Source organism: Bradymonas sediminis, from assembly GCF_003258315.1.
Taxonomy (GTDB): Bacteria; Myxococcota_A; Bradymonadia; order Bradymonadales; family Bradymonadaceae; genus Bradymonas; species Bradymonas sediminis.
Window position 1 is genome coordinate 4,526,465 of the sequence record NZ_CP030032.1, and the last position, 25,561, is coordinate 4,552,025.

Here is a 25,561-nt window from a genome sequence, read left to right on the forward strand (position 1 = left end):
GTGCAGTAGCGGTCCAAGCAATATTGAGCACGCTTTTGAGATTGGCAATCCATCCAACCGAATTAATCTGGCCAGCAGCGTTCTCGGCCCGACCGGAGCCGACTTATTGCGATTTTTTGAGATTTTCGATGGACAAATGGACCCGCGCGATTTTGTTTGGGCGGGTCTCATCTTGGTTCGGATAATGGTATCGTGTCGCGAAGACGCGACGAGACACGCGACGCCCCGCATCTATTATTGCCGCTAGTCGAAATTATGATCTATTTGCCTACCCTCTATATCGCCGAATTATTCGATCGCGCGCCCGACAAAGGCTGCGATGGGATGACGTTGGACGCGCTCAGTGAATTGCTCGATTTACTCGAGGCGGCCGAAGTGCAAAGCCCCAGCGCGCCCTCTCTTATCGGGGCAAATATCCTCAATAAGACCGGCACACCGAGCGTGTTGATGATGCTGGGCGACTGCCACCTCCCGAGCGTCTCTGCGTGGATTAACTCACTGAATCCGAAGGGTTTATCGTCGATCGTCGCGTGTTCGTTCGCGCAGATTGAAGGCGCGAGCGATTTGACTACGACCGACGCGTCCATCCTCATCGGCCACGGGGTCTCCCTCGCGAGTCGTGGGCTCAGCGGGCGTCCGCTGGTGGGCATGCCTCTGGCGGAATTGCGCGCCGAACTCACCGAAAGCCAGCAAAAATTATCCGAGGTCGCCGGCTATCAGGTCGGCATCCTCGCCCCGACTGTGTCGACCTTTGGCCAGGCCGTGGATGGCCTGGTGCTCGAGGAGGCGCGTCGCGCGGGATATCGCCTTATTTTGGAGCCTGGCGGGCGCGTCACCGAGCTTTCGAGCGACGCGACGCCCATCACCCCGGAGCGGCTCGACTACCGAATCGTCAGCACCCATGATTCGCCAAAGAGCCTGGCAGATTGGGTCATTGGCACCGGGCTGAGCCGTCAACGCGCGCACATCCGCGAGCTATTGCAGCGACCGCGCCGCATTCTATCTCGGCTTAAATCGACCTAAATTTTGGGGTTAGGAAGTGTGCCCCGGAAGATGCGTCGCGCGTACCCAATCGAGCGTGTTGGGACGGCCGTCATGGGGCCAATCGCCGTCGGGGGACTGCAATCTACCGGGCGCACAGATTCGGGTCGCGCCGGCGGCGCAAAGCGCGTCCGCCCACGCCCCAAATTGCGCATCGGGTGCGGCGAGCGCCACGCCCTGGACGTGCTGGGGCAATATATCGAGCATCTTCGGAAGTTCGTCGAGCGACGCCACAGGGTGCAGGCTCACCGTATGGGCCGCGATGCGCTCGCCGCGAAATGGCTGGTCGGATCGCTCGACCCAGCCGATACCATCGCCCCAAATTTCGGTCCGAAATTCAGCGACGCCGCGCGCCTGCGCCCGCTGGGCCAACTCCGCCGCGTTCATGTCAGTCGCGCCTAGCCGCGACTCCTCGCGCGCAATCGCCGCGCCGAGTAACTCGCCGAATTCAGCCAGGCGCTCCGGCGCCCCGACAAATAAAACCGCGCGCGGCGAAAAGCACCCCATCTGGTGCCACATCACGGTGTCGGTCGCGACGCTCTTCGCCCACTCACCGAGCGCCATGGTGGGCCCGTCGACCAGCACGCAAAAGCTCACGCGATGCCCATAACCGGTCACGATTTTACGCCGCCCTGCCCCGCTCTTCGCCACGATATCTCGCACCTCGGCGACGGTCTCATCGCTGCCGCTGACGACCGTGATATCGGCAAAATCCCACGCATCCCCGGACGCCAATAGCCCAAGCGGCGCGGCCTCTTGCGGCCATCTTTGAGCGATATACTCGGCAAAATGACGGCCTCGGCGCGACGGGCGAATCCACTGCGGCGCGCCGAGCAGCGCGCCGTAGAACACGGGGGTGAGCCCGGCGCCGGGGAGCGCCGGCCAGATATGAACGACGCTCTCAGGCCGCGTTATCCGATGCGAACCCGACGCGCCCTCGAGCGCCGCGACCCCGCCAAAACACATCATCTCGGCTTCAAACGCCCCGGTGATCACGTCGATTTGCCAGGTCTTTTGCCCAAATAGCATTCCCTGGCGCGCCATCTCGGCGGGCCAACCGTCGCGAACAACCGCCTCGCATAACTTCGCGAATTCGCGGTCGGAGGACTCGATATCGTCGAAGATTTGCGCCATAAACGCGCGCAATAACTCCACGCGCTGCGCATAGGATGCGCGCTGCTGCGACGCCTGCTGGAGGTCAGCGCGAGGCATCGACAATCTCCTCGATGGTGAGGCTGCAGCCGCGCAACTCGGCCTGGGGGGCGCGTCCCAATAATCGGAAGCCGCCGCCCTCGACCAACACGCCGAGGTCGCTGGTCTGAATCGCCATCACGCTCTCGGTATTGGCCAGGTCATACCAGCGAATCAGGCCCTGCTCACCGGGGGTCTCGATGGGCTCAAAACTTAAAGGGTCGACCAGTTCCACGCGCACCCAGGGCGGCGTCTGGAGCACATTATCACCGCCAGCCCCGTCCTTTTCGGCCGAAAGATGGTCCAAAAAGAGGTTGTCGCTATACGCCTGGCTCGACAATTCGGTCATGCTATATTCGCTGACCCCATTTCGCTTCGAGATGCCCAGGCGATGCTCAAAAATCTCGTAGAGTTCGTCGCGGGTAACCTCGCGCGTCTTCCCCTTAAACCCGCCCGTTTCCATGATGCGCGAGCCCTCGGCGAGTTGCCAGCGCTGCTCGCAGGAGTCAAAGAATTCGATAAAGCCGAAGGACGTCCCCAGCAGCATCGTCGGCACGCCGTCGGCCTGCGCCTTGTCGAGCGCCTCGCGAAGTTCATCGAAGCGCATCTCAAGCTGGCCGTCTTCGCCGGGGCGCACAAAATACGCGCTCTCTGCGTCCCCAAAACGCCCGACCAATTCGTCGAGCATATACGACAGACTGCTGTCCTGGAGGTCTCGGCCAGACGGCGCGACCACCAGCATCCGGAGGGTGTCGACATCCGGCACGCAAAAGCGACGAAACGGCCCGACGAGCGCGGTCTGATACACGTCGAGCGTGCCAAATCGGTGCTCACCGCGCGCGCCCAGGGTCGTCCCGCTGGTGCGAAAAACCCGCACCGGCTCTTCGGCCACCGTCAATCGCACATGCTTAAAGACGTCGGTCGGCACCGCCGGGATATCGCGGTAGCTCGCGATATCATCGGGCCCGATGCCACGCTTCTGACAGAATTTTCGGTAGGGCTCGTTTTGAGCGAATTGCACGCGAAAAATCTCGCGGGCGAAGTCGTTAAATTTCGCGTCAGACCAATCGAGCGCGTCCTGGAGCGGATTCCAGGCGGTGATGGCGTCGATAAGCTTCGCTTTCGGGCTATTTTGACTCATAACTTACTGCATTATTTAGGGAAAATGGCGCTCGCCTCAGGCCTGTTCGTGGCGCGTGAGGAGGGCGACATTCTCGACATGATAGGTGTGCGGGAACATATCGACCGGCTGAATTCGGTCAATCGTATAGCCCGAAGCGCTGAGGTCGGCGAGGTCGCGCGCCAGGGTTTTGGGGTTGCAGGAGACATAGATAATGCGCGGCGGATTGATGGCCTTCAGTTGCTCGCGCGCCTCTTTGAGCAGCCCGGAGCGCGGCGGGTCGACGACGACCAGATCGATGTCGCCGGCGGCCTCGATAAACGCGTCTTCTTTGAGCACCGCGCCGACGTCGCCGGCGAAGAACGTGATATTATCAATGCCGTTTTTGTGCGCGTTTTGGCGGGCGTTATCGACCGCGTTGGGCTGCAATTCAATGCCCACGACGTGTTCAGCGAAGGGCGCCATGCACAGACCGATGGTCCCGGTGCCGCAATAGAGGTCGAGGATGCGCTTCTTCTCTGCGCCCTCTTCTTCTTCGGCGCCAGCGCCGCCTTCGAGCAACCCGGTATGCTTCAAGACCTCGGCGTATAGGACCTCGGCCTGGCGCGTATTCGGCTGGAAGAACGCCCTCGGGTGAATCTCAAAGCTCAGGATCTGGTCGCCCGGAAGATGCATCTTCTCGAGCAATACCGGCGAGCCGTGCAGATGATGCTCGATAAATCGGGTGCGCTCGCCGCGCTCGACATATTGCTGAGTCCAATAGATCGAGGTGAAATCGTCGGGCGCCTCGCTCAGGATAAACGCCTTAAATCGCTGGGCTATTTCAGTCGCGTCGACCATCTTATCGCCGCACTCCGCCTGCGGTCGATGGGTGGTCATCAGCTCAATCATGCGCTCGCCGGTGCGCTTGCCTTCGCGGATGCTCAGGTTGCGCAAAAAGCCAGACTGGTCGCCCTCGCGATACGGTTTAAGCCCCATCTCCATCGCCCAATCTTTGATCTTGGGCAAAAAGTTGGAGGTAAATTCCGACTCCAAAAAGCACTCTTTGAGGTTCAGAACCTGGTAGCGATAGCCCTTGGGATACAGGCCCAGCGCGAACTCGCGCTCGCCGGTCGTCCCAAAACTGAACTCCATTTTATTGCGATAATACCAGGGGTCTTCCTGCCCGATCATCGGGTAAACCAGGCCCGGATCGACCTTATGATCGATCATTTGCTGCTTAATCAGGCGCTCCTTATTCATCAATTGATGGCGATAGGAGAGCGACTGGAAGGTGCAGCCGCCGCAGCCCTGGCCCTCGATTTCGCGCCGACCAAAGTGGCGGCACCTGGGCTCAATGCGCATCTTCGAGGGTTCGAGATATTCGGTGATATGCGCAAGAAAGACGCGCTTATTGCGCGTCTCGACCTGGACCCGAACGCGGTCGCCCGGCAGCCCTTTGCGGATGTGGAATTTATAATTCAGCGGCTGCTTCTGCGGCCCGACGAGGGTCGAGACCGACGCGACGCCCATCCCATCGAGCGTGAGGCCTTCGACGAGCAGGTCAAATAATTCGCCGTGGCGCGGGCTATGGGGCAGTTCGAGAGGTGTATTTTCCATAAATTCTGCTGTCATAAATATTACCGGGCTTCGAGGCCGAAGCCACGTCGATTAGAGAAATTATGTGGGCGTGACTTCGCCGCTTTTGACCGCGTAGGTCTGCACATCTTCGTCCAATAAAATATAGTCGCGATGGGTGGTCGTGATGAAGACCTGCCCTTCCATACGGTGGCGCAAAAAGTCGAAGAGGAACCGGTTTCGCTCCCGGTCGAGCTCGCTGGAGACATCGTCGAGCAGCAAAATCGGCGCGAATCGGTAGCGCTCTTCCAGGTGCGATATCTCGGCGATCTTCATCGCCAACACAAACGCGCGGTGCTGACCCTGACTGGCAAAAGTCTTTATATCTCGACCATTTATGCGCGTCGACAGGTCGTCACGATGGGGGCCAATCAGCGTGTACCCGCGGCGTTGCTCGTCGGCCCGGGTCCTCTCTAGACCTTCGAAGAGGACTTCTTCAAGGTCACGCCGGTCGCGCTTGCCCGGCTGCGAGGGCAGATGCGCGTCCTGGCGCGATTCCTCACGCCGAAAATCATGCGAATCCGCGTCTCGCCACTTCATATAATAGCCGATTTCGGCCTCGAAGGACTCATCAAAAATGGATTGAAAAGTCCGGCGCAATATCGGTCGAAAATGTGCCAAAAAATCCAGACGACGCTCGATAATCCGCGCGCCGTATTGGACCAGTTGCTCATCGTAGACGCTCATCAAAGAGGCGTCATAGCGCGCGTCCTTGAGCAGAGCGTTACGCTGGGCGAGGACATCCTCATAATGCTGGGTTTCGGTGGCGTAGGCGGGCTGAGCGTTGAAAATCGCGCGGTCGATAAAGCGGCGGCGCTCCGAGGGCGAGCCCTTCAGAATCGCGATATCCTCGGGCCCAAACATCACCACATTGACGGTGCCAAAAAAGTCCGAGAGTTGGCGCACCGGCGAGTCATTGAGAAATATCTTCTTGCCGCGGGCGCCAATCTCCAGGCGCACGATGCGCTCCGAGCCGCCGCGGTCCACCCGCGCCACCAGCGACGCCTGCTCCTGGCCGAATCGAATCAGGTCGCTGTTGACCTGCGGGCGAAAGCTCTTCACGGCGCCTAGCAGGTAAATCGCCTCCAGAATATTGGTCTTCCCCTGGCCATTTTGTCCGCTCAAAATATTGAATCGCGGATGCGCGTCGAGGCGCACGTCGGCGATATTGCGGAAGTTTGTAATGTGCAGGGCGTCTAGAAGCATGGCGGGTCTGGGGCGTTTCGGGACCACTCGAGTGGGGCGCGCAACTCGCGTCTCTAATATAACGCCTGAACGCAAAACGCCACCGGCGAGCAGCGCGGTGGCGTTTTGCAGAATCTCGGTCTATCGGCGCTCGAGTTGAGCGAACGCGTCGATCACAGGCGCATCGGCATGACGACGAAGAGGGCCTCGTCGCTGGTCGGGTCGCGCATCAGCGTCGGCGAGAGCGTGTCGATGATCTCCAGCGAAACCTGGTCGCTGTCGAGCACGCCCAACACGTCGATGAGATAGCGATAATTATAACCCGCTTTGACCGGCTGACCGGTGTACTCGGCCGGGATGGTCTTGCGACCTTCGCCGCGGTCGGGGTCGGAGGCGTAGAGCTCGAGACCTTCGTCGGACAGCGACAGGCGCAGGTTATGCGTCTTGGGGCTGGCGAAGAGGCTGACGAATTTGAGCGCCTGCAGGAACATATCCTTTTTAACAAACGCCTTGTTGTCACCTTCTTTCGGCAGCACCTGGGTGAAGTCCGGGAAGGTTCCTTCGATGAGCATCACCGACATGGTCATCGGGCCCGACTGGAACACGATGCTATTGTCGACCAGGCCGAAGCTGAGCTCGGTGGCCTTGGCGTCGACGATGCGCTTGAGCTCCGAGAGGCCTTTGCGCGGAATGATGATTCCGTCGCGCAGCGTCTGATGGGTGTTCTCGCCGGCGGAGAAGGACTCCGGGTCGGCCTCGATTTTGGAGAGGCGATGGCCGTCGGTCGAGACCATCAGCAGCGTATTCTCGGCGGTGACGCGGAAGAACGCACCGGTGAGGTTGGCGCGGGCGTCGTCGGTCGACACGCTGAAGAGCGTCTTGTCGACCATATTGAGCAGGGTTTCGATGCCGATCGGGTACATCTCGACGCCGCTGGTGTCGAGAATCTGCGGGAAATCATCGGGGTGCGTACCGGCGATGCGGCAGACCACATTGCCCGAGTTCAGGTTGGCCCAATAATTATCTTCGGTCTCGATGACCAGGCTATCGTCGTCGAGATTCTTGACGATATCGAAGAGATTCTTCGCCTCGAGTGTGACGCTTCCTTCCTCGAGAACTTCGCACTCACAGGAAGTCGAAATCGACGTATCCAGGTCCGTGGCGTGCAACGTCAATCGACCATCTTTGGCTTGCAGAAGAGCGTTCGACAAAATGGCGAGCGTGCTGCGCTGACTTACGACGCCCTGCAATTTAAATAATTCGTCGGTCAGGGCCTGCGGGGAAATACGAATTTTCATAATGATCGCCTTCTAAAATCAGGTGGATTTGACCCGCTTAATCCACCACAGCTTGCCCTTAAATACAAGTCCCGTGAACGGGTTTGGGGGCAAAGATACTTCTCTAATTCCCCAGGGCTTTCTTACTGGTGCTTATAACTCAGGTTCCCTTCGTTTTTTAACGGCAGTAGTAATAGTAGGCCCTGTGATCATGTGATCAAAGATTCTAAGTCGCTGAGTTTATTGGTTTTAAAATGTGGATAGATCGTGTGGTAAACGCGTGATCAAATTGTGATCTAAGCCCCTGGAGGTTTTCCAGATCCAAGATCACAGGGTTTTCCTCAGACGGATCACAGGGTTCTCCACAGAGTTTCCCACAGGCCTGGAGGTCGTGAGAGAGGGGCGCCGGTTTTGAGCGCAATTCGGAGGGACTGGGAGACGAGTCATTTTTGGGGATCTCGAGGGGTATTTTAGGCGATCGAGCGCAAGAATCTGGGGCGATGGCCGGATCGATGGGCGCGACGATGTTGGGAGTAGCCGCCTAAGTGATCGTATTGCTTCGGATTATTCAGGCTGGCTGCGCGGTGAATCCGACGCCCGGATGGGATTTACATCACGTAAGGAGTCGTGATTAGATTGAACTTATGGTTTTCGTTAGGGGTTATTTTTGTCATTGGGCGGGGGAACGGCATGAAGCGACTGATCGTGGGCGTTATTTGGGTGAGTGTATTGGGCGGGGTGGCCGGGTGCAGCCATCAGAGTGGGGCCGACAAGTTTCGGCAGGCGCGCGAGAATCCCGAGGAGGCGGTCCAATTATATAGGGAGGCGTGCGAGCAGGAATATGCGCCGGCCTGCTATGAGATGGGCATTATCCGGTTTGACGGGCGCGTGGGTGAGCGCAACGTCGAGGCGGCGATGCGCTATTTTGATAAGGCGTGTGCCGCCAAACACGGGGAGAGCTGCGGCATCCTCGGGGCGCTTTATCTGCGCGGCGAGGGCATCCCGGCGGACGCATCGAAGGCGCTTGAGTATTTCGAGAAGAGTTGCGCCGGTGACTTCGCGCCGAGCTGTGTGACCGCTGGGCTGATGAATTACGAGGGCAGCGGCGTGACCCAGGACTTCGCGAAGGCGACCCAGTGGTTTGAGCGCGCGTGTGCGGCCGAAGACGGCACCGGATGTGGGCTGGCCGGGGTGATGTATTCGGAGGCGCGCGGCGTCGAGGTCGATTTGGAGCGCGCGCTCCAATTCTATGAGCAGGGCTGTGAGTATGGGCGCCCCGAGGCCTGCCACGCCGCCGGGATTATCCACGCCAACGGCAGCGGAGTTCAGCCGAGCATGGCCCAGGCGCGCGGGTGGTTTGAGCGGGGGTGCAACGCCGGGCTCAACGAGAGCTGCGCGATGCTCGGCACCGGCGGCGGCCCCGAGTTCTAGATCGGTTCTGAGACTTAATAGCACGTCATAGTTGCGCCAGAGAACGTGTTGTCCTAGGAATACTTAACGACTTATGCCTAGGATTTTATGATGAGTATCGAAAGCTTGCAGTCTCAGATTACGCCGGAAAATATCGCCGCAGGAATGGCGCGATTAAACGCGATGTCAGCGAGTTTTGAGCGCCAAACGCTCAACGATATCGCCAACGCCCCGCACGCCAAACGCGTCTCGGAGCAGCCCTGGCTCATCGCCGGGGTCTCGGACGGAATGGGCCTGCACACCACCCTGGCGTCCATCGACGCGGGCCTTATTAAATACGGCGTCGGTATCTATTACGAACCCGAGGCGCTGCTCGCCATGGACGCCGACGGCAAACCGGTGTCGTCGGTGCATTTCGCGCGTTTTCAGAACGCGATTGCGCTCAAAGAATACGCCCGCGGTAAAGGCGTCGAATTCGAGGTCCTCTTCGCCGATATGATGATGGCGCCCAGGCGCGGCCTCAAGGGTGATATAAAGGGCGAGCCCCCCGAGTTTCCGGCCGAGGTCGCCGCGGCGTTTGAGCGCGTGCGCCAGAAAGCCCCGCGCAAAGACGCGGTCTTTATCGACTCGGTCGCCTTCGGAAAATGGATCTGCCCGCGCGAGGGCATGGACCCCATCGAAGCGCCCAGCATCGACTTTGACGGGCAGATCATCCACACCCGCACCAAGGGCTACCACGCGCGCGGCTACCAGGAGACGCTCGACACCATGGGCCGAAACCACGCGCGCCTGGTCGACGCGATGGTCGAATTCGGCTGGCTCGGCACCGGCGCGCTGAGCGCCTTCTTCACCTGGGCCGGCGGCTCTCAAAATGTCCACGCCCTCCAGGGCGTCTACGGCCGCGGCGCCCTGGGTGACGCAAAGATCATCGCTGAGAGCGACGTCGCCGCGTTCCGCCTGCAATACGGACTCGACCACGGCGTCCACGCCATCGTGCGTCTTCCGGCGTTCCTCTCCGCCGCCCTGATGGCCATCCCTGGCGCCGGATTATTCGGGCTGATTTCCCAACATATACTCGGCAAACACGGCGTCTATTGGGATATGCCCACCCTCGCCAGTCGCATGCTCAAGCAGCTCTTTGGGCCCGCCTGGATTCACGAGAACCCCATCTCGCAAATCGAGCTCGACACCGCCGAAATCCTGTATATGGACGAGATTTCCCAGGCCGTCGAAGAGGCACACCGGCGCATCGCGGAGTACCGCGCGCAACAAGACGCCGACGCGCAATCCCAGCCGATTCCGCTCCCCAAAAGCCTCGAATTACTCGAGGGTCTCGTGCCCACGAATTACCCCGAGATTCTCGCGCGATTCCGCCCCGATTTGGGCTGATCTCGTGATGGTTGCGTCGGATGCGTCGGCGCAAAATAAGTTGCTCTAACGAAAAAAGAGGCATCTTTCGATGCCTCTTTTTTCGTGTCTTACAGCCTAATTCTTTTCGTTAAATCGAGTCATCCACCCGAGAACAGCACCATCGCGACGCCGATGACCATGACGGCCGCGCCGATGAAACGCCGGGCGATGTCTTTTTCACCGAAGAACAGATACCCTGCCAGCATCGCAGTCGTAACGCCGCCGGCGCGTTTGATGGTCTCAACGTACGCAATGGGCACGCCTTCGCCGTAGGCGCTGAGCTGCAGAGTCATGGCCGCGAGCAGCAAAAACGAGGCGCAAACCCCGACCGCCGGCAGAATCTTGAGGTCGGCGATCAATGTGCGGGCTTCGCCGCGGGCGATGAGGTAAATCGCCAGTGAAACGCCCATGCCCAGCGCGAGGAACGCGGTATGCCACAGCGGCGAGGTTTGCAGGCTGGCCTTGCTGTCGAGAATCGGGGTGATGCTCCAGCACAGCGAGACGCAGATCATATAGAGGCTGCCGCGCTCGCTGGCGATTGCTTTGATGGGCGCGAGCAGGCCGTCGGATTTGGAGCCCGGGTTCAAAAAGAACGCGCCCACGCACACAATCAAAATCCCCACGATGCCCCAGCCGGTCACGATTTGGCCGAGCCACAAAAATGCGACCAGCGCCGAGAACACCGGCGTGAGCGCCAGGTAGGGGGTCGTCAGGCTGAGCGGCGAGATCGCGACGGCGCGCAAAAAGAGTAGATTCGCCGCCAGATTCAGCGCGATGGAGCCGGCGGATTGGATGAGGTAGCTTTTGGAGAGGTCCGGGATGCCGATGAAGAGGGTCTTTACGAGGGTGTGGTCGCTGCTGGGGGCCGCGCCGACCTCGGTCATCAGCACAAACGGCAGCAGCAAGAGGACTTGTCCCAACATCAGGCCGACCAAGGCCGAGGTGGGGTTCAAATTTGCGACGATATATTTGCGGATAATGTCGACCGAGGCCCAACTCAATGCAGAGAGCAAGGCCAGGATGAATCCAAATTCGAGCAGGTCAGTCATAATACGTGGGGCGCTTGAGGGGCGCTAAAACGAGGAAGAGTGGCGGTACGAGGAATTCGCGCGATGGCAAAACTCAACTCGGATGACGCGGCATCCGGCGTACTTCTGAGATTTGTGCAACTTGACAGTTGTGAGGCCAAGGGGTCTCATCAGCGGCTGAGATACGCCAATCAATTGGTTTCGTATAGTCCCCAGAATAGATTAATTCTGAGTAGAATCGTGGACTCGTTTTTCATTTTTAGGACGAAGGGTAGGAATGGCTGAACTCATCATCCAGAGCCGTCGCGTTGTCACCGGCGAGGGCACGCGCCCCGCTTGTTTATATATCCAGGACGGGCGCATCGAGCGCGTCGCCGAATACGATGATATTCAGGAGAATATCGAGGTGCTCGCCGTCGGCGATTCGGTGGTTATGCCGGGCTTAATCGACGCGCATGTGCATATCAATGAGCCGGGGCGAAGCGATTGGGAGGGATTTGAGACGGCGACGCGCGCGGCGGCGGCCGGCGGGACGACCACCCTGGTCGATATGCCGCTCAATAGCATCCCGGCGACCACGAGCGTCGCCGGCTTGGAGGCCAAGCTCGCCGCGGCCGAGGGCAAATGTCATGTCGACGTGGGCTTTTGGGGCGGCCTTGTCCCCGGGAATCTGGAGGAAGTCGCCGCCCTGGACGCCGCGGGCGTGCTCGGCTTTAAGTGTTTCTTATCGCCCTCGGGCGTCGATGAGTTTGAGAACGTGTCGATGGCCGACGTTGAGGCGGCGATGCCGCTTCTGAGCGAGTTGGGCGCCCCGCTTTTGTGCCACTCGGAGCTCTCCGATGTGATTGAGTCGGCCGAGCAGGTCTGGGCGAGCGGTGATGCTCGTCACTACGGACTCTACCTGGCCTCGCGCCCACCGAGCGCCGAAGTTCAGGCGGTCGCCGGGCTTTGCGAATACGCCGGGCGCTATGGGGCGCGCCTTCATATCGTGCACCTGTCCTCGGCGAGCGCGCTGCCGTTTTTGAGGCGCGCGCGCGAGCGCGGCGTGGACGTGAGCGTGGAGACCTGCCCGCATTATCTCGTCTTTAGCTCCGACCAGATTCGCAATGGGCAGACCCACTATAAATGCGCGCCGCCCATTCGCTCTCGCGGAAACGCCGAACAATTATGGAAGGCGCTGGCCGCAGGTGAGATTAACCTGATCGGCAGCGACCACTCCCCCTGCCCGCCCGAGCTAAAATGCCTTGATTCCGGCCGCTTCGACCAAGCCTGGGGCGGCATCGCGTCGCTGCAGCTCTCGCTGCCGATTATGTGGACGGCGGCCAGCGCGCGTGGGCATTCCCTCGACGAGTTGAGCCGCTGGATGAGCGCCGAGCCGGCGAAACTCGCCGGTCTTAGCGAGCAAAAGGGGCGCGTCGCCCCGGGGATGAGCGCCGACCTGGTTATCTGGGACCCCGAGGCCGAGTTCACCGTCGACGCCCAGGCGCTTGAGCACCGGCATAAGGTCACGCCCTATGACGGCCATCGACTCAAAGGCGTCGTCCAAATGACGCTGCTTCGGGGCGAGCCGGTCTATCGCGAAGGCGCGTTTTCAACCCCCGTTGGACGCCCTATTCTAAAATAAAAGATTCGATTTCTATTCTCTTTTCTTGAGCTCTGAGACCTAACATATGACGAAATTTACCGACTATATCGACCTCGCCCTTGAAACACTTGGTGGAGCGGTGCTCGTGGCGAGCGACGAGTTTTTCGCGATTAAAGAGAATCTTATCAGGGGCCCGGAGCCAATCTTTGATCCCACACGCTTTACCGACAGCGGCAAGTGGTACGATGGCTGGGAGACGCGCCGCAAGCGCGGTCCGGGCAATGATTGGTGTGTGATTCGCCTCGGGTTGCCGGGTTTGATTCGCGGCGTCGTGGTCGATACGGCGAACTTCCGCGGAAATTATCCAGAATATTGCTCGATTGAGGCCGCCGTTATCGAGGGGCATCTGTCGCCCGAGGAACTGGCCGATGGCGACATCGAGTGGATCGAAATTCTCGAGAAGTCGCCGCTCAAGGGGCATTTCAAAAACGAGTTTGAGATCGACAGCAGCGCGCGTTTTACGCATCTTCGCTTCAATATCTTCCCGGACGGCGGCGTCGCGCGCTTGCGGGTGCACGGCGAGCCCTCGCCGGACCTGGATCGATGGGCGCGCGTGGGGGAGATTGACCTGATCGGCATCGAAAACGGCGGGCGAGCGCTGAGCGCGAGCGATATGTTTTTTAGCAAGCCCACCAACCTTTTGATGCCCACGCGCGGGGTGCATATGGGCGACGGGTGGGAGACCACGCGCCGGCGCGGACCCGGGCATGATTGGGCGGTTCTGCAGCTCGGGGCCGAGGGGCGCGTCGAGCACGTCGAGATCGATACGAATCATTTTAAGGGAAATTATCCCGACTCGGTCTCGGTCGAAGGCTGCAATTCCGACCAACTCGGCGCCGATTTTGACCCGGACGCACAGGATTGGTTCGAGGTCTATCCGCAGACGAAGATGCAGGCGCATACTCAACATCACCTCGACATCGAGCCGACCGCGCCGATTACCCATGTGCGGGTGAATATGTTCCCGGACGGCGGCATCAGCCGGGTGCGTCTGCGCGGGCGCGTGACCGAAAAGGGCTGGCAAAAACGTAAATTGGAGTGGCTCAACACCATTTCGCCGGCCGCCGCCGAGCGTGCGTTTTTGCGCTGCTGCGGGTCGACGGCCTGGGCCGAGAAGATGGCGTCTCAGCGCCCGTTTGGGTCGCTTGAGGCGATTCAAAAAGCCGGCGACGCCGCGTTCTCAAAGCTTGGCACTGAAGACTACCTTGAGGCGTTCGCCGCGCATCCCAAAATCGGCGACCACAAACAGGCGTCGAAGGCTTCGCAAAAATGGGCGGCCCAGGAGCAGTCCGCGGCCTCGAGCGCCTCGCAGGAAACCCTCGACCGCCTGCGCGCCGCCAACCTCGCCTACCAGGAGCGCCACGGCTTTATCTTTATCATCTGCGCCACCGGCAAGAGCGCCGACGAGATCCTGGCCGCCCTCGAAGCGCGCCTGGAGAACGACCGAAATACCGAGATCGCCGCGGCCGCCGAGGAGCAGCGCAAGATCATGGCGCTTCGCCTCAATAAGTTAGTCGAGCGCCCTTAATTTTGCCGTAGAACGCCCAGTAAATTCGAATCGAAGAGTCAAAATCGCGGGCGCGACCGGCGCCCGCAGCATTCGCGAGGACTTCTGATGAGCACGATAAGCACCCATATTCTCGACACCTCCCGGGGCTGCCCGGCCGAAGGCGTTCCGTTGATTCTTGAGGCGCGAACCCACGGTGGATGGCGCGCGATTGGCGGCGGCACGACCAACGCCGACGGGCGCGTGGTCGACTTGCTGAACGAGGGAGAGTCACTGCTCCTGGGGATGTATCGCATGAGCTTTGAGACCGCGGTTTATTTCGAGGAGCAGGCGGTCAAGAGTTTTTACCCGGTCGTGCGCGTCGTCTTCGAAGTCGACGACGCCGACTCGCACTACCACGTCCCGCTGCTGCTCAGCCCCTTCGGCTATTCGACCTACCGCGGAAGTTAAGGCGTAGATTCGATAGAATCGGGAACAAAAAAACCGGCCACTGCTTCATCGCGGTGGCCGGTTTTTTATTGTCAGTGGACTGAAATCCTTCAGTCGATCTTGGCGCCCTGCAGGACCCATGCGCCCAGTTGTTGGCGCTCCTCGGGGGTCATATGGGTCTGGTTGACCAGGGGCATGGTCTCGGTGTCGAAGCAGCGAACCTTGATGCGCTCGGCGTGCTTCTTAATCTCCTGCGGCGTGTCGAAGGTGATGCCCAGCGGGGCGCTCTTCCAGACCGCGTCGGTGGGCGCATCCGAGTGGCACATCACGCAGCGCTCGGTGATGATTTTGTCGACGGTTGCGTAGGGGACCGGCGGCATCGCTTCGATGGCCGCCTGCTTGTCGCTCGTGCCGAAGTCCGGCGAGGTGACGAACGCCAGGGCTAAAATCGCGAGCGCGCCGGCGCCCATCGTCCACACATATTGATTCGACTTATGGCGCACGTTGAAATGATGGCGAATGCCGATGCCGACCGCCGACAATCCCGCCAGAATCGCCCAGCCATACTCGTGCCCATAGGTGGTCGGGAAGTGGTTGCTCACCATGATAAAGAGCACGGGCAGCGTGAAATAATTATTGTGCCGCGAGCGAAGCGACGCGTAGCGCCCGTCGGCGGCGTTGGGCTCGCGGCCCTCCTCGGCCGCGCTGACCATCTTCTTTTGGCCCGGGATAATCACGAAGAACACGTTGCCCGCCATCATCGTGCCGAGCATCGCGCCGATATGAATATAGGCGGCGCGCGGGCTCAGATATTGCGACAACCCAAACGCCGCCCCCACCATAAAGAGGTACATCACCGCGAGGAAAAGGCTCGGCCGCTTCAGCAGCGGCGTGCGGCACAGCACGTCGTAGACCACCCAGCCGATGACGATGGACCCGACGCCCAGCGCGATCGAGGTCATCGGCGAGATATCCGCCACCGACGCGTCGATCATATAGGAGTCGGCCTTGAAATAATAAACAATCGTCAGCAGTGAGAAGCCAAAGATCCAGGTGAAATACGCCTCCCACTTAAACCAATGCAGGGTCTTGGGCATCTTCTCGGGGGCGACCTTATATTTGGTCAGATAATAAAACCCTCCCCCGTGCACCGCCCACAAATCGCCCTCGATGCCCGGCGGCAGGTCGGCCTTATCACGCTCGAGCATATTCTCGAGCCAGACGAAATAGAATGATGCGCCAATCCAGGCCACGCCGGTGATGACATGTAGCCATCGGATCACCAGGTCTAGCCACTCAATCACGTGAGGGTTCATCGGGTCCACTTTCTTGGAGTATTTTAATTCGAGATAGCCCCCAAATATTAGCCCGTGAGATTCCCTCTGCGCAAGGGCCCCCGGGCTTGGCGCCGCCAAAGCGAGGCAGACGTGAGCAGGTGGGAATTATATGCGGCGCGGATTGCTCTATTGGGCGGGGTCGGCCACCCACCTTCAATCCCTGCGTTGTGCCGCGCTACCCGACCTTGTATGGTGCGCGCGGAAATCAACCTTTTCGAGCGCAAAGTATGTCCACGCAAAATCCTGAGCCTGAAAAACAAGCTGCTCCGGCGCCGCCGGTCATCTCGAAATCACTGATGATGATGGCAGGCGCGGGCCTCTCAATCCCCGCGCTGATCCCGCTATTGGTGCTCGTTGAGCCGCGGCTGGTGCCGTTTATCCCGCCGGTCGAATCCAACGGGCTCACCACTACCCTCTTTATGGTGGGTCTGAGTGTTTCGTTCCTCGCGCTGAACTGGGGCTTTTTATATTTCGCCTATCGATGGCTGAATAAATACGCCGGCGCGCAATAAGCCGCATAAATGGGCACTAATTTTAGTGAGCGCGAGGCAATTTGTTTGAACGCGCTCGCGACTCTGGTATAGAAAACAGGCGTCCAACCCGAGACCCCTCGACCTGGACCGCTCCGCGATTTTCCCTATAAGTTCTACGAAGTTCTATGAATACAAGTCCCGAAATCAATATCTCCGACGTCGATGAAGCCCGGTTGGTCGATGTCTCGATCATCATCCCCATCTATAACGAAGAGGGAATTCTGTCGGCGTCCATCGCGGATCTCACCGCGAAATTAGCCAAGGACCCGCGCTGGGATTATAGCTACGAGATTATCCTGGCCGAGAACGGCTCGACGGACCGCACCATCGAAGTCGCCACCGAGCTGATGGAGCATCACCCGGAGCTGAAGTTGATGCATAACCCGGAGCCCGACTACGGTCTTGCGCTGCGGCGCGGAATCCTGGCGGCCACCGGCGAATACGTCGTCTGCGACGAAATCGACCTGTGTGACACCGATTTCTATATGCGCGCCCTCGATAAGATGGCCAATGAGAATTACGACCTCGTGGTGGGCAGCAAGGCGCTCAAGGGTTCCTCGGATCAGCGCCCCCTCTACCGTCGACTGGCCACGCGCGTGCTCAACTCGATGCTCACCATCTTCCTGGGCTTTAAGGGCACCGACACCCACGGCCTCAAGGCCTTTAAGCGCGAGCGCCTGCTCAAAGTGATCGACCGCTGCGTGGTCAATAAAGACCTCTTCGCCAGCGAGTTCGTGATTCGCGCCGAGCGCATGAACTTCCGCATGACCGAGATTCCGCTGACGGTCGTCGAGAAGCGTCAGCCCTCGATTAACCTCTTTCGCCGCGTGCCGAATGTCCTGAAAAATATGGGTCGTTTGGTCTGGGTTATTCGCGTACGCCATCGCTCATGAGTGATTCTTTCCCGGCCGAGAAGCCTCTCGCCTGCCTGACGGTCGACCTCGACTCGATGGCTTGCTACCGCGCCATTCATGGCCTGGGCGACGGGCATCATCGCGGCGCCCCGGCGGGTGGTGACCGCGCCTATTCGGTGGGCGTTCGACGCCTGCTCGAATTCTTCGGCGAGGCGGGCGTGCCCGCGACGCTCTTCGTCGTGGGCAGCGACACCGAGCATCCGGCCCACGCCGAGATCCTGGGCGAGGCCGCCGCCAGCGGCCACGAACTCGGTAATCATACCTACTCCCATTTTTATGATTTGCCGCGCCGCAGCGCCGCGACGCGCATCGATGAAATCGCGCGCGGCGAAGCGGCGATTGAGCGCGTCGGCGGTCGCCGCCCGGTCGGCTACCGCGCCCCGGGCTATAATATCAGCCCCGAAATCATCGAGACGCTCGGCCGGCGCAATTATCTCTACGACTCGTCGATGTTTTCCTGCCCGCCGTATTATTTGGCAAAGGGCGCCATCATGGGCTGGCAAAAAGTCAGCGGGCGTCCGAGTCGCAGCGCGATGGTCGCCCCCGAAACCCTGCTCGCCCCCATCACCCCCTATCGACCGTCGCGCGAGCAGATGTGGCGCCAGGATCCGCTCTCAGATTTGCCCTGGGAAATCCCGATGTGCCTGGTGCCCGGCGTACGCTTTCCCATCATCGGCACCAGCCTGCAATTGATGGGTACGACGGGCTTCGACGCGGTCTTTCCCCTGCTTCGACGCGCGCACCCGCGCCTCTTCCAGCTCGAATTCCACGCCATTGATTTTATGGACGCGAGTGATCTTCGCGGCGCCGAAAACGCCGACGAGTTAATCGCAGCCCAGCCTGACCTGCGCGTCTCCTGGCCGCGAAAGAGCATGATCTACCACCACGTCATCAATCGACTTCGCGCGGATTATCTATTCTCGACGCTCGAAGACGCAGTGCGGCATTTGCCCGGATGAGACTCGCCGGGCGACCCTGAGAGGGTTGCCCGGCGGCCCATTCGGCGCGAATGTTTCACGTGGAACATTTTTTTTTAAGATTTGGGGATATTCTTCTTCGGTGTGTCGCTCTCTGCCGCAGGCGCCTTGAGCACGGCCGTGGAGGCCTCCTGAATGGCGACGCCGACCAGGTCAATGGCGGTCTCGCTGGGGTCCCAGGGATGGCGCAATTTGCGCCCGTGGGCCACCAGGATCTCGGCGCGACGCTGGGTGATCGGGTCTTCGAGGAAGTTGCGCAGGCGGTTGAGCTTCATCTCGGTTTGGCTCACCCACTCGTCGCTCTTGGCGTCCTTGCCCATACGCTTGGAGAGCGACAGGTTGCGCTCATAGACGTCAATCGCGCGCTCCATCAACGGGCGAATCTGCTTGCGAAGTTCTTCGAAGTACAGCGCGACGGCCTCGTCGCTGAGCGTATCGGGAATCTCGGCGTTGAAGATATCGGTATAGAAATCTTCGTAGAGTTTGCCGATCATAAAGCCCGCGCCCACCGACCATTGGGGGTGATGATGGCGCAACGCCTCGATATAATTGGCCTGGGCCGAGGTGAAGAGGCGCGCTTTCTCGCTCAAATCATCGCCCATGCGGTCGGGCGGCAGCACCAGCTTAATCTCGCGCACCTGGGCATGAAAGCTGCGCCCCAGGCCGAAGTAGGTCTGCACCATCAGGTTGGAGCCCGCGGCGAGCCGGTCGCGCGGCGTCGCGCTCTTATTGAGCTGCAGGACGGTGCGATAGTCATCTTCGGACTCCGTCCATTGCTTGAGCTCCCGAAGCGCATTGCCGCGGCGAACATAGGCCTCGATGCGGTCGAAATACGCGATCTCAGCGCCCAGAAGCACCTCGGTCATCAGGTCGACGACTTCGGTGTGGCGCCCCGATTTGTCGTAGGCGTTGGCGAGTCGAAAGGACGCGTCCAGCGCGTCCTTGGCGTCGGGAGAGCCCTCCAGAATCTGGCGATAACTATCGGCCGCCGCATCCCACCGATCGAGCTTCTCGTAGCTTAAACCCGCATTATAAAGCGCGGGCAGATAATAATTGCTCTCCGGAAAATACTTAACCACCGCCCCATAATGATCCGCTGCGCGTTCGTAGCGCCGCTGCGAAAACGCGTCATAGGCCAGGTTAAATAGCTCCTTCACATCGATCATCTGGCTGACTTCGCCATCGGCGCTTGCCCGAATAAGCATCGGATCGAGGTTCAACTCCTCCGCGAGCGCCTGGCGCCCGTCCAACACCGTCGCTGACTTTCCCGTCGAGCAGGCGCTGCCAGCCAATACCACGGCGAGCAACGCGCCCAACCCCGCAAGTTTTTTGAGATAATCGGCTCGAACCCAATGCATCGCGGCTCCAAATCGTTGAAATATATTATGATTGACGCGGTCGCGTCCCAATCAGCATAGCACGCTCAAGTCCATTGTCACGCCATTTGAAGCGCGTCGCTTTCCCCGGGTTGTAAAATTAACGCCGCCTTAAAGGCTTTCAAGACGGGCCAACGGCCGTCTTATTCGGCCGCGTCGGGGGTCTTAAAGATCTCGTCGCGCACGCGGCTGAGCCCGGCGAGGCTATGAATATCCTGGGCAAAATACGGCACCTGAACGATCGGGAGCGTGCGCTCCACCGACTCGCGAAGGCGCGCGAGGCTCCCGGAATCTTTGGCCGCGAGCTTCGCGAAATTCTCGGTATTCTCCTGCAGGCTCTCGGCGAGGGCGAGCAGTTCCTTCTGGCTAAGACGGTCTTCTTCTTCGAGATGCAGCGCCTGGGCGTCGCCCATCGCGTCTGCGATCTCGGGCGCTGACTTGCTCGCGTCGCCCTGGGAAACCCAGTCGGGATGGACGCGGTTGACCACCAATCCGCCGACCGCCACGCGCTGCTTGGTGTTGAGCTGCTCGTAAAAATACAGCGCTTCGTCGAGCTGCAAGGGGTCGGGCGCGGTGACGATGACGAAGGTGCATTTGTCGCTGACCAGCAGCTCATGCGCCTTATAGCCGCGCTCGCCGAAGCCCTCGAACATCGTGGAGAAGTTGCGCAAAAAGACCGCCAATTCGTCCAAGAAGTCGGCGCCGGTGAACTTCCCCAGCGCTTTGACGACATAGGACGTGCCCGCCGAAAAGAGCCCGAGTCCGCGCCGGCCCGTCAACAGGTTTGGCTTATAAACCCATTGAATTGCACGGTTTTCTACGGCGTCGGCAAGGCGGGTCGGGGCCTCCAAAAAGTCGAGGGCGTGCGTCGTCGGAGGGGTGTCCAAGACGATGAGATCCCAATCGCCCTCGGTGTGCAATTCGAGCAGGCGCTCGGCGGCCGCGTACTCCTGGGTGCCGGCCAGGCTGGTCGAAAAATACTTATAAATCTTATTATTCAGAATCTCCTGGCGATTCTCCTCGTCGGCCGCGTAGCGGTTGACGAGGTGGTCGAAGGACTTCTTCATATCCAACATCATCGCCCACAATTCGCCGGTCGCCTTGACGCCGACCTGCTCGAATTGCTCCAGCGGGATCTGCTGGGGCGAATCGTCGAGGGTGTCCACGCCGAGGCTATTGGCCAGGCGTTTTGCCGGGTCGATGGTCAGGACCAGGACCTTGCGGCCCTTGATGGCGGCGTCGAGGCCGATCACGGCGCTGGTCGTGGTTTTTCCCACGCCGCCCGAACCTGCACAGACCACCAATTGACGTCCGGCGATCAGTTCTGAAAATGTCTGACTTCTTGATTTCATTGGGTTTTCAGGAGGCGGAGCGTTTGGCAGATTCGTCGTCTGCGGTGATTTGAGCGTCGAGTTCGTCGGCGATCTTAGCGATGCCCTGGAAGGTCAGGCGCGTGCTAAAATGAAACGGGATTTTATACAGTGGTTTATCCACTTCGTCCTCAAGCCGTTTCATATATTCCTGTTGCATTTCAACGCGTTGGCTTCGGAAGGCCGCGGCGTCGAGCAAGCCGGGGGTGGCGTCGTACTCTTCTGAATCCGGGTTAGTCTCGGCGTCGCCACTCTCATAGGCTTCGCGCATTTTCTCGATCCACGCGCGCTCCTTTTCGGAGAAAATCACCGGATAAATCGCGTTGCCGATGAACGCGCCAACCTCCAGGCCCATGCGGCTCTTGAGCTCCTTTTGCATCATCAAGGTCTCATTGACCGGCATCTCTTCGGGCAAGGTCACCAGGTTAATCGAGGTCTGGGAGGTGTCCTTGAGCAGCGCCTGGATGCGCTCGGCCTCCTCAAACATATGCCCGGAGCGGATAAACCCGGTGATGACCGACGGAATCTGCAGGAAAAAGAGGCCATGGCCCGTGGCGGGCGCGTCGACCACCACTTTATCCCAGACATAGGAGCCGTCGGCGTTGCGCTCGGTCGCGTGGAAATACGCTTTGCCGAGCATAAGAAGGTCGTTTAAGCCGGGAATCGAGCGCAAAAAGGAGTCGATAATGCGATTCTCGAAAACCGCCTTATAGATCAGCTTCACCTTCAGAATCATAATGCCGTATTCGCGCAGCGCCGCCTGGGGCGTGACGTTTACGGCGAAGAGATTCTCGTCGACCTCGGTGATATCCGTGCCCACGCGCGAGGAGCCAAAAAATGAGCTAACCTTGTCATTTACATTCAGCTCCATCAACAAGGTGCGCTCGCCTCGGCGCGCGCAACTCAGCGCAAACGCAGAGGAAATGACGGTCTTGCCGACGCCTCCCTTGCCGGAGAATAATACAAAACGTTGGTCGTAAAGGCTCACAACTCTCGTCTCAGCACGGGCGAAGTCATCGATTTTCCGATGACTTCGCCAGGATAAAATGGGTTTACTGCGGTGATACGCGCCCGGATGCTCGCGCGCGCGAAGTTAGACGCTGTCGCGGGTCGAATCAAGTGGATAGCCAAGCGGTTGCACGATTGCTTTGCGCGTCTCGACCCGCACTTCGTCGCCGATTTCATTATACTTTCGCTTAATATAGGCGAGCGCGATTGAGGTGTTGAGGCGAGGCGACCACACGGAGCTGACGACTTCGCCCACCGCGTTCTTCGCTCCCTCAACTTCGACCTCTGCGCCGACCTCGGGCGCCGCGCCGCCTTCAAATACCAGAGTGCGCAGCAGCCGCGCCGGGGTGCCGCGGGTGTCGAGTCGCGCGATGATCTCCTGGCCCAGATAGCAACCTTTGGTAAACGAGATGGCGTGATCCAAGTTGGCCTCCAGGGGGATGCGCTCCTCGGTGAGTTCGACGCCGAAGCGCGGAATGCCGGCTTCAATGCGTAGCGTCTCGAGGGTCTCAAATCCGACGGGCGTAAGCTCGGCGGTCGCCATCAAAAGGTCCCAAATATCTGCGACTTCTTCGGTCGCGCAGGCAATTTCGTAGCCCGGACCGCCGGTGGTTGGAACGCGTTGTACCACGATATCGTGGTCCCCAAGCGAGCCCCAGGTGCCCTCGAACATCGCGCGCGAGCCCATCGGATGCGCAAGGGTGCAATGCTTTTGCAGGAACGCCGCGGCGCGCTCGCCGAAAATCCCAAGCCGGCTGGTTTGCGCGCTCCGGTCGAGAATTTGAACATCTTCGGTGATCAAATGGCGCTTCAAATGCGATAAAAATCCGTCGGCGAGTACGCCGGGCTCGAGGTCGAGCACCAACATCTCGGGCATATGTAAAACCCGGGCTTCTGCGATGAGGCGTCCGACCAGGTTCACCGCGCTGGTGAGCTGCCCTGAGCCCTCGCGCACCAACTCGCGCAAGTCGCTGGTCACCAAGCCCTGGAGCCACGAAACCGCGTCCTCGCCGGCAAGGACCAGCGTGTCGCGCCCGGAGCGGTCGACCAGGCCTAATCCGCCGCCTCGAACCGCCTCATATTCGCGCGCCGGGTCACCAAAATCTGCGACCACTTCGCGGTCTCTCCAGGTCATCCATTTCGCGCCTTTGGCGTCTAGTCGACTCTTTAATGTTTCGGTTCGGCCCATGAATATTTGTCCTAAAAATCCGCGTTATTGAGTTCTAATCCGGTGTAAAACCGATCATTTATACGACTCGCATCGATACAACCCATAGCCTAAACAGGCGAGCGCACCAAGTCTTCCAAAAAGAATGGATTTCCTCAAATAGAGGCTGTTAAGTGACGAAATGGAGGGCTTATTATTGCCTTCGTAACGCCCCCCGTGGTATCCCCGCACATCTTTAAGCGGTTCCCTCAGAGCTTTATAATGTCCGACAAAAGCGAACAAAATACCGAAAACAAGCTCACCGATGGTAGCGACAAAGACCGTGAACTGAGCGTCAGTGCCCAGATTTTGTCTGCATACGAGGGCAAAATACCGAATCACGTCGCGATCATCATGGACGGAAACGGTCGCTGGGCCCAGCAGCGCGGTATGATTCGTATCAAGGGCCACCACGAGGGCGCGCATTCTGTGCGCCGCATGGTCGAGGCCTGCCGCTACCTTAATGTGGGCGTGCTGACGCTCTACGCCTTTAGCACCCAGAATTGGGAGCGGCCCGAGAGCGAAGTCTCCGGATTGATGAAGCTTTTCGGCATCTATATTCGAAAAGAGCGCAACCGCCTGCTTAAGAACGGCATTCGACTGCGTGTCATCGGCGATCGTGAGGCATTAGGCAAAGGTTTGCGAAAATCGATTGAGTCGCTTGAAGAGGCGAGTAAAGATAATACCGGCATGCTTCTCCAGGTTGCCGTGAGTTATGGCGGTCGCGAGGAGATCCTCGCCGCGACCCGCGACATCGCCAGGGCGGTTCGCGCCGGCGAGCTCGAACCCGATGACATCACCGAAGAAATATTTGGTCAACATCTCTATACCGGCGGCGAGCCCGACCCGGATCTTGTGATCCGAACCAGCGGTGAGTTTCGGCTCAGTAACTTTTTGCTCTGGCAAGTTGCTTATAGCGAAATTTATGTCTCCGATGTTTTGTGGCCGGATTTTGACGAGTCCCGTTTGATCGAAGCGTTCTCTGCATTTTCAAATCGAGAGCGACGTTTTGGGAAAACCGGCGAACAAATAAATAAATAGAGCGACCGAGCCAAACTTCGGCTCGGCGACGAACATCGACGTTGGTGCCAGCTATGACGAAGTCTTTCGAGCGTTTTCTTCAATCCGAACTCCAAAATCAGGAGGAGGAAGGCCTATTCCCGATTGCCCTCACAATCGCCGGAAGTGACTGCGGTGGCGGCGCCGGATTGCAGGCCGATTTGAAGACATTTTCGGCCTGTGGCGTGCATGGGACGTCGATTGTGACCCTCATCACCGCCCAAAATACTCTGGGTGTTTCGGCCGTAGAAGTGCTCTCAAAGCCCCTAATTCGGGCTCAATTTGAGGCTCTCTCGTCCGATGTGCGGGCCCTAGCAGCCAAAACGGGTGCTCTAGGCGACGAGAGAGGAGTTAAAATTGTCGCAGAATGCCTCAAAGAATGGCCAATTGAGAAATTAGTGGTCGATCCCGTCATGATGTCAAAACATGGCGACGCCCTCATGCCGCCCCCCGCTCAAAAATTAGTGCGTGACTATTTGCTCGAAGGCGCACTTTTGTGCACGCCCAATCGCTTCGAAGCCGAGGCGCTTAGCGGGCACGAAGTCGGAAACGTCGCGTCGATGAAAGACGCCGCGCGCCGCATCCACGATTTCGGCGTAAAGAACGTTCTGATCAAGGGCGCCCATTTTGATAAGATCGTGCGCGACGTCTTTTATGACGGGCGCGACTTTCTCGAGTTCGGCGCCGACCGCATCGACAGCGATCGGGTGCACGGATCTGGTTGTACCTTCTCCGCCGCGATCACCGCCCGTCTGGCCCGAGGCGACGCGCTGGTCGCGGCTATCGAATACGCGCGAAAATTTATCAGCGCCGCCATCGCGAATGCGCCTCGGATCGGCCAGGGAATCTCGCCGGTCAATCCGATGCATGAGTATTGGTCGATGCGTGACTTTTAACATCCACCACATCAAATCTGGGAA

The 25,561-nt window shown here is 59.4% G+C and carries 22 protein-coding genes; 11 read left to right on the forward strand and 11 right to left on the reverse strand.

What is annotated here, in order from left to right:
- Positions 1-255 precede the first annotated feature (255 nt).
- Positions 256-1,023 carry a polysaccharide deacetylase family protein gene (locus DN745_RS17045; protein ID WP_111336734.1) on the forward strand — a complete coding sequence of 256 codons (768 nt, stop codon included), beginning with the start codon at positions 256-258 and terminating at the stop codon, positions 1,021-1,023.
- Positions 1,024-1,032: 9 nt separating this feature from the next.
- Here the strand turns inward: DN745_RS17045 and DN745_RS17050 are convergent, their stop codons facing one another.
- From DN745_RS17050 to dnaN, 5 genes are all read right to left on the reverse strand, one after another.
- The gene (locus DN745_RS17050; protein ID WP_111336736.1) at positions 1,033-2,253 is read right to left on the reverse strand and encodes an acyl-CoA reductase; all 1,221 of its coding nucleotides are present in this window, start codon (positions 2,251-2,253) and stop codon (positions 1,033-1,035) included.
- Positions 2,240-3,373, reverse strand: coding sequence for a LuxE/PaaK family acyltransferase (locus tag DN745_RS17055; protein WP_111336738.1), 1,134 nt, complete (start codon positions 3,371-3,373; stop codon positions 2,240-2,242). The genes DN745_RS17050 and DN745_RS17055 overlap by 14 nt, the downstream gene beginning before the upstream one ends.
- A gap of 36 nt (positions 3,374-3,409) precedes the next feature.
- Positions 3,410-4,951, reverse strand: coding sequence for a 23S rRNA (uracil(1939)-C(5))-methyltransferase RlmD (rlmD, locus tag DN745_RS17060; RefSeq protein WP_162687751.1), 1,542 nt, complete (start codon positions 4,949-4,951; stop codon positions 3,410-3,412).
- A gap of 60 nt (positions 4,952-5,011) precedes the next feature.
- Entirely contained in the window at positions 5,012-6,175 is a 1,164-nt protein-coding gene (gene recF, locus DN745_RS17065) for a DNA replication/repair protein RecF (RefSeq protein ID WP_111336741.1), read from the reverse strand.
- Positions 6,176-6,327: 152 nt separating this feature from the next.
- On the reverse strand, positions 6,328-7,452 hold the full coding sequence (dnaN, locus tag DN745_RS17070) for a DNA polymerase III subunit beta (protein WP_111336743.1): 1,125 nt from the start codon (positions 7,450-7,452) through the stop codon (positions 6,328-6,330).
- 669 nt (positions 7,453-8,121) lie between these two features.
- On the opposite strand from dnaN, the gene DN745_RS17075 reads away from it, so the two are divergent.
- Together DN745_RS17075 and DN745_RS17080 are read left to right on the forward strand one after the other, a co-directional pair.
- On the forward strand, positions 8,122-8,862 hold the full coding sequence (locus tag DN745_RS17075) for a tetratricopeptide repeat protein (RefSeq protein WP_111336745.1): 741 nt from the start codon (positions 8,122-8,124) through the stop codon (positions 8,860-8,862).
- An 87-nt stretch (positions 8,863-8,949) separates the two neighbouring features.
- Entirely contained in the window at positions 8,950-10,230 is a 1,281-nt protein-coding gene (locus DN745_RS17080; protein ID WP_111336747.1) for a hypothetical protein, read from the forward strand.
- A gap of 119 nt (positions 10,231-10,349) precedes the next feature.
- Here DN745_RS17080 and DN745_RS17085 read toward each other — a convergent pair whose 3' ends face one another.
- Positions 10,350-11,300, reverse strand: a complete 951-nt coding sequence (locus DN745_RS17085) for an EamA family transporter (RefSeq protein WP_111336749.1) — start codon at positions 11,298-11,300, stop codon at positions 10,350-10,352.
- A gap of 256 nt (positions 11,301-11,556) precedes the next feature.
- On the opposite strand from DN745_RS17085, the gene allB reads away from it, so the two are divergent.
- The 3 genes from allB (at position 11,557) to uraH (ending at position 14,881) form a co-directional block, all read left to right on the forward strand.
- Complete coding sequence (gene allB / locus DN745_RS17090; protein WP_111336751.1) at positions 11,557-12,903, forward strand: allantoinase AllB; 1,347 nt, start codon at positions 11,557-11,559, stop codon at positions 12,901-12,903.
- 46 nt (positions 12,904-12,949) lie between these two features.
- Positions 12,950-14,452 carry an allantoicase gene (gene alc / locus DN745_RS17095; RefSeq protein ID WP_111336753.1) on the forward strand — a complete coding sequence of 501 codons (1,503 nt, stop codon included), beginning with the start codon at positions 12,950-12,952 and terminating at the stop codon, positions 14,450-14,452.
- Positions 14,453-14,539: 87 nt separating this feature from the next.
- Positions 14,540-14,881 carry a hydroxyisourate hydrolase gene (uraH, locus tag DN745_RS17100; RefSeq protein ID WP_111336755.1) on the forward strand — a complete coding sequence of 114 codons (342 nt, stop codon included), beginning with the start codon at positions 14,540-14,542 and terminating at the stop codon, positions 14,879-14,881.
- Positions 14,882-14,970: 89 nt separating this feature from the next.
- Here the strand turns inward: uraH and DN745_RS17105 are convergent, their stop codons facing one another.
- Positions 14,971-16,176: a urate hydroxylase PuuD gene (locus DN745_RS17105; RefSeq protein ID WP_111336757.1), complete on the reverse strand. Its 1,206-nt coding sequence runs from the start codon at positions 16,174-16,176 to the stop codon at positions 14,971-14,973.
- Between the two features lie 248 nt (positions 16,177-16,424).
- Between DN745_RS17105 and DN745_RS17110 the strand changes: the two genes are divergently transcribed.
- From DN745_RS17110 to DN745_RS17120, 3 genes are all read left to right on the forward strand, one after another.
- Positions 16,425-16,709: a hypothetical protein gene (locus DN745_RS17110; protein WP_133621910.1), complete on the forward strand. Its 285-nt coding sequence runs from the start codon at positions 16,425-16,427 to the stop codon at positions 16,707-16,709.
- A gap of 146 nt (positions 16,710-16,855) precedes the next feature.
- The gene (locus DN745_RS17115; RefSeq protein ID WP_111336760.1) at positions 16,856-17,623 is read left to right on the forward strand and encodes a glycosyltransferase family 2 protein; all 768 of its coding nucleotides are present in this window, start codon (positions 16,856-16,858) and stop codon (positions 17,621-17,623) included.
- Positions 17,620-18,603 (forward strand): polysaccharide deacetylase family protein, encoded by a 984-nt coding sequence (locus tag DN745_RS17120; protein WP_111336762.1) that lies wholly within the window; start codon positions 17,620-17,622, stop codon positions 18,601-18,603. Before DN745_RS17115 ends, DN745_RS17120 begins: the two co-directional genes overlap by 4 nt.
- A 74-nt stretch (positions 18,604-18,677) precedes the next feature.
- Here DN745_RS17120 and DN745_RS17125 read toward each other — a convergent pair whose 3' ends face one another.
- The 4 genes from DN745_RS17125 to ygfZ form a co-directional block, all read right to left on the reverse strand.
- The gene (locus DN745_RS17125; protein WP_111336764.1) at positions 18,678-19,979 is read right to left on the reverse strand and encodes a tetratricopeptide repeat protein; all 1,302 of its coding nucleotides are present in this window, start codon (positions 19,977-19,979) and stop codon (positions 18,678-18,680) included.
- Positions 19,980-20,140: 161 nt separating this feature from the next.
- Positions 20,141-21,349: an ArsA family ATPase gene (locus DN745_RS17130; RefSeq protein ID WP_111336766.1), complete on the reverse strand. Its 1,209-nt coding sequence runs from the start codon at positions 21,347-21,349 to the stop codon at positions 20,141-20,143.
- A 7-nt stretch (positions 21,350-21,356) separates the two neighbouring features.
- Positions 21,357-22,355 carry an ArsA family ATPase gene (locus DN745_RS17135; protein WP_111336768.1) on the reverse strand — a complete coding sequence of 333 codons (999 nt, stop codon included), beginning with the start codon at positions 22,353-22,355 and terminating at the stop codon, positions 21,357-21,359.
- A 105-nt stretch (positions 22,356-22,460) separates the two neighbouring features.
- On the reverse strand, positions 22,461-23,564 hold the full coding sequence (gene ygfZ / locus DN745_RS17140) for a CAF17-like 4Fe-4S cluster assembly/insertion protein YgfZ (RefSeq protein WP_111336770.1): 1,104 nt from the start codon (positions 23,562-23,564) through the stop codon (positions 22,461-22,463).
- A gap of 240 nt (positions 23,565-23,804) precedes the next feature.
- On the opposite strand from ygfZ, the gene DN745_RS17145 reads away from it, so the two are divergent.
- Together DN745_RS17145 and thiD are read left to right on the forward strand one after the other, a co-directional pair.
- On the forward strand, positions 23,805-24,623 hold the full coding sequence (locus DN745_RS17145) for an isoprenyl transferase (RefSeq protein WP_111336772.1): 819 nt from the start codon (positions 23,805-23,807) through the stop codon (positions 24,621-24,623).
- A 53-nt stretch (positions 24,624-24,676) separates the two neighbouring features.
- The gene (thiD, locus tag DN745_RS17150; RefSeq protein WP_111336774.1) at positions 24,677-25,537 is read left to right on the forward strand and encodes a bifunctional hydroxymethylpyrimidine kinase/phosphomethylpyrimidine kinase; all 861 of its coding nucleotides are present in this window, start codon (positions 24,677-24,679) and stop codon (positions 25,535-25,537) included.
- The last annotated feature ends 24 nt before the right edge of the window (positions 25,538-25,561 follow it).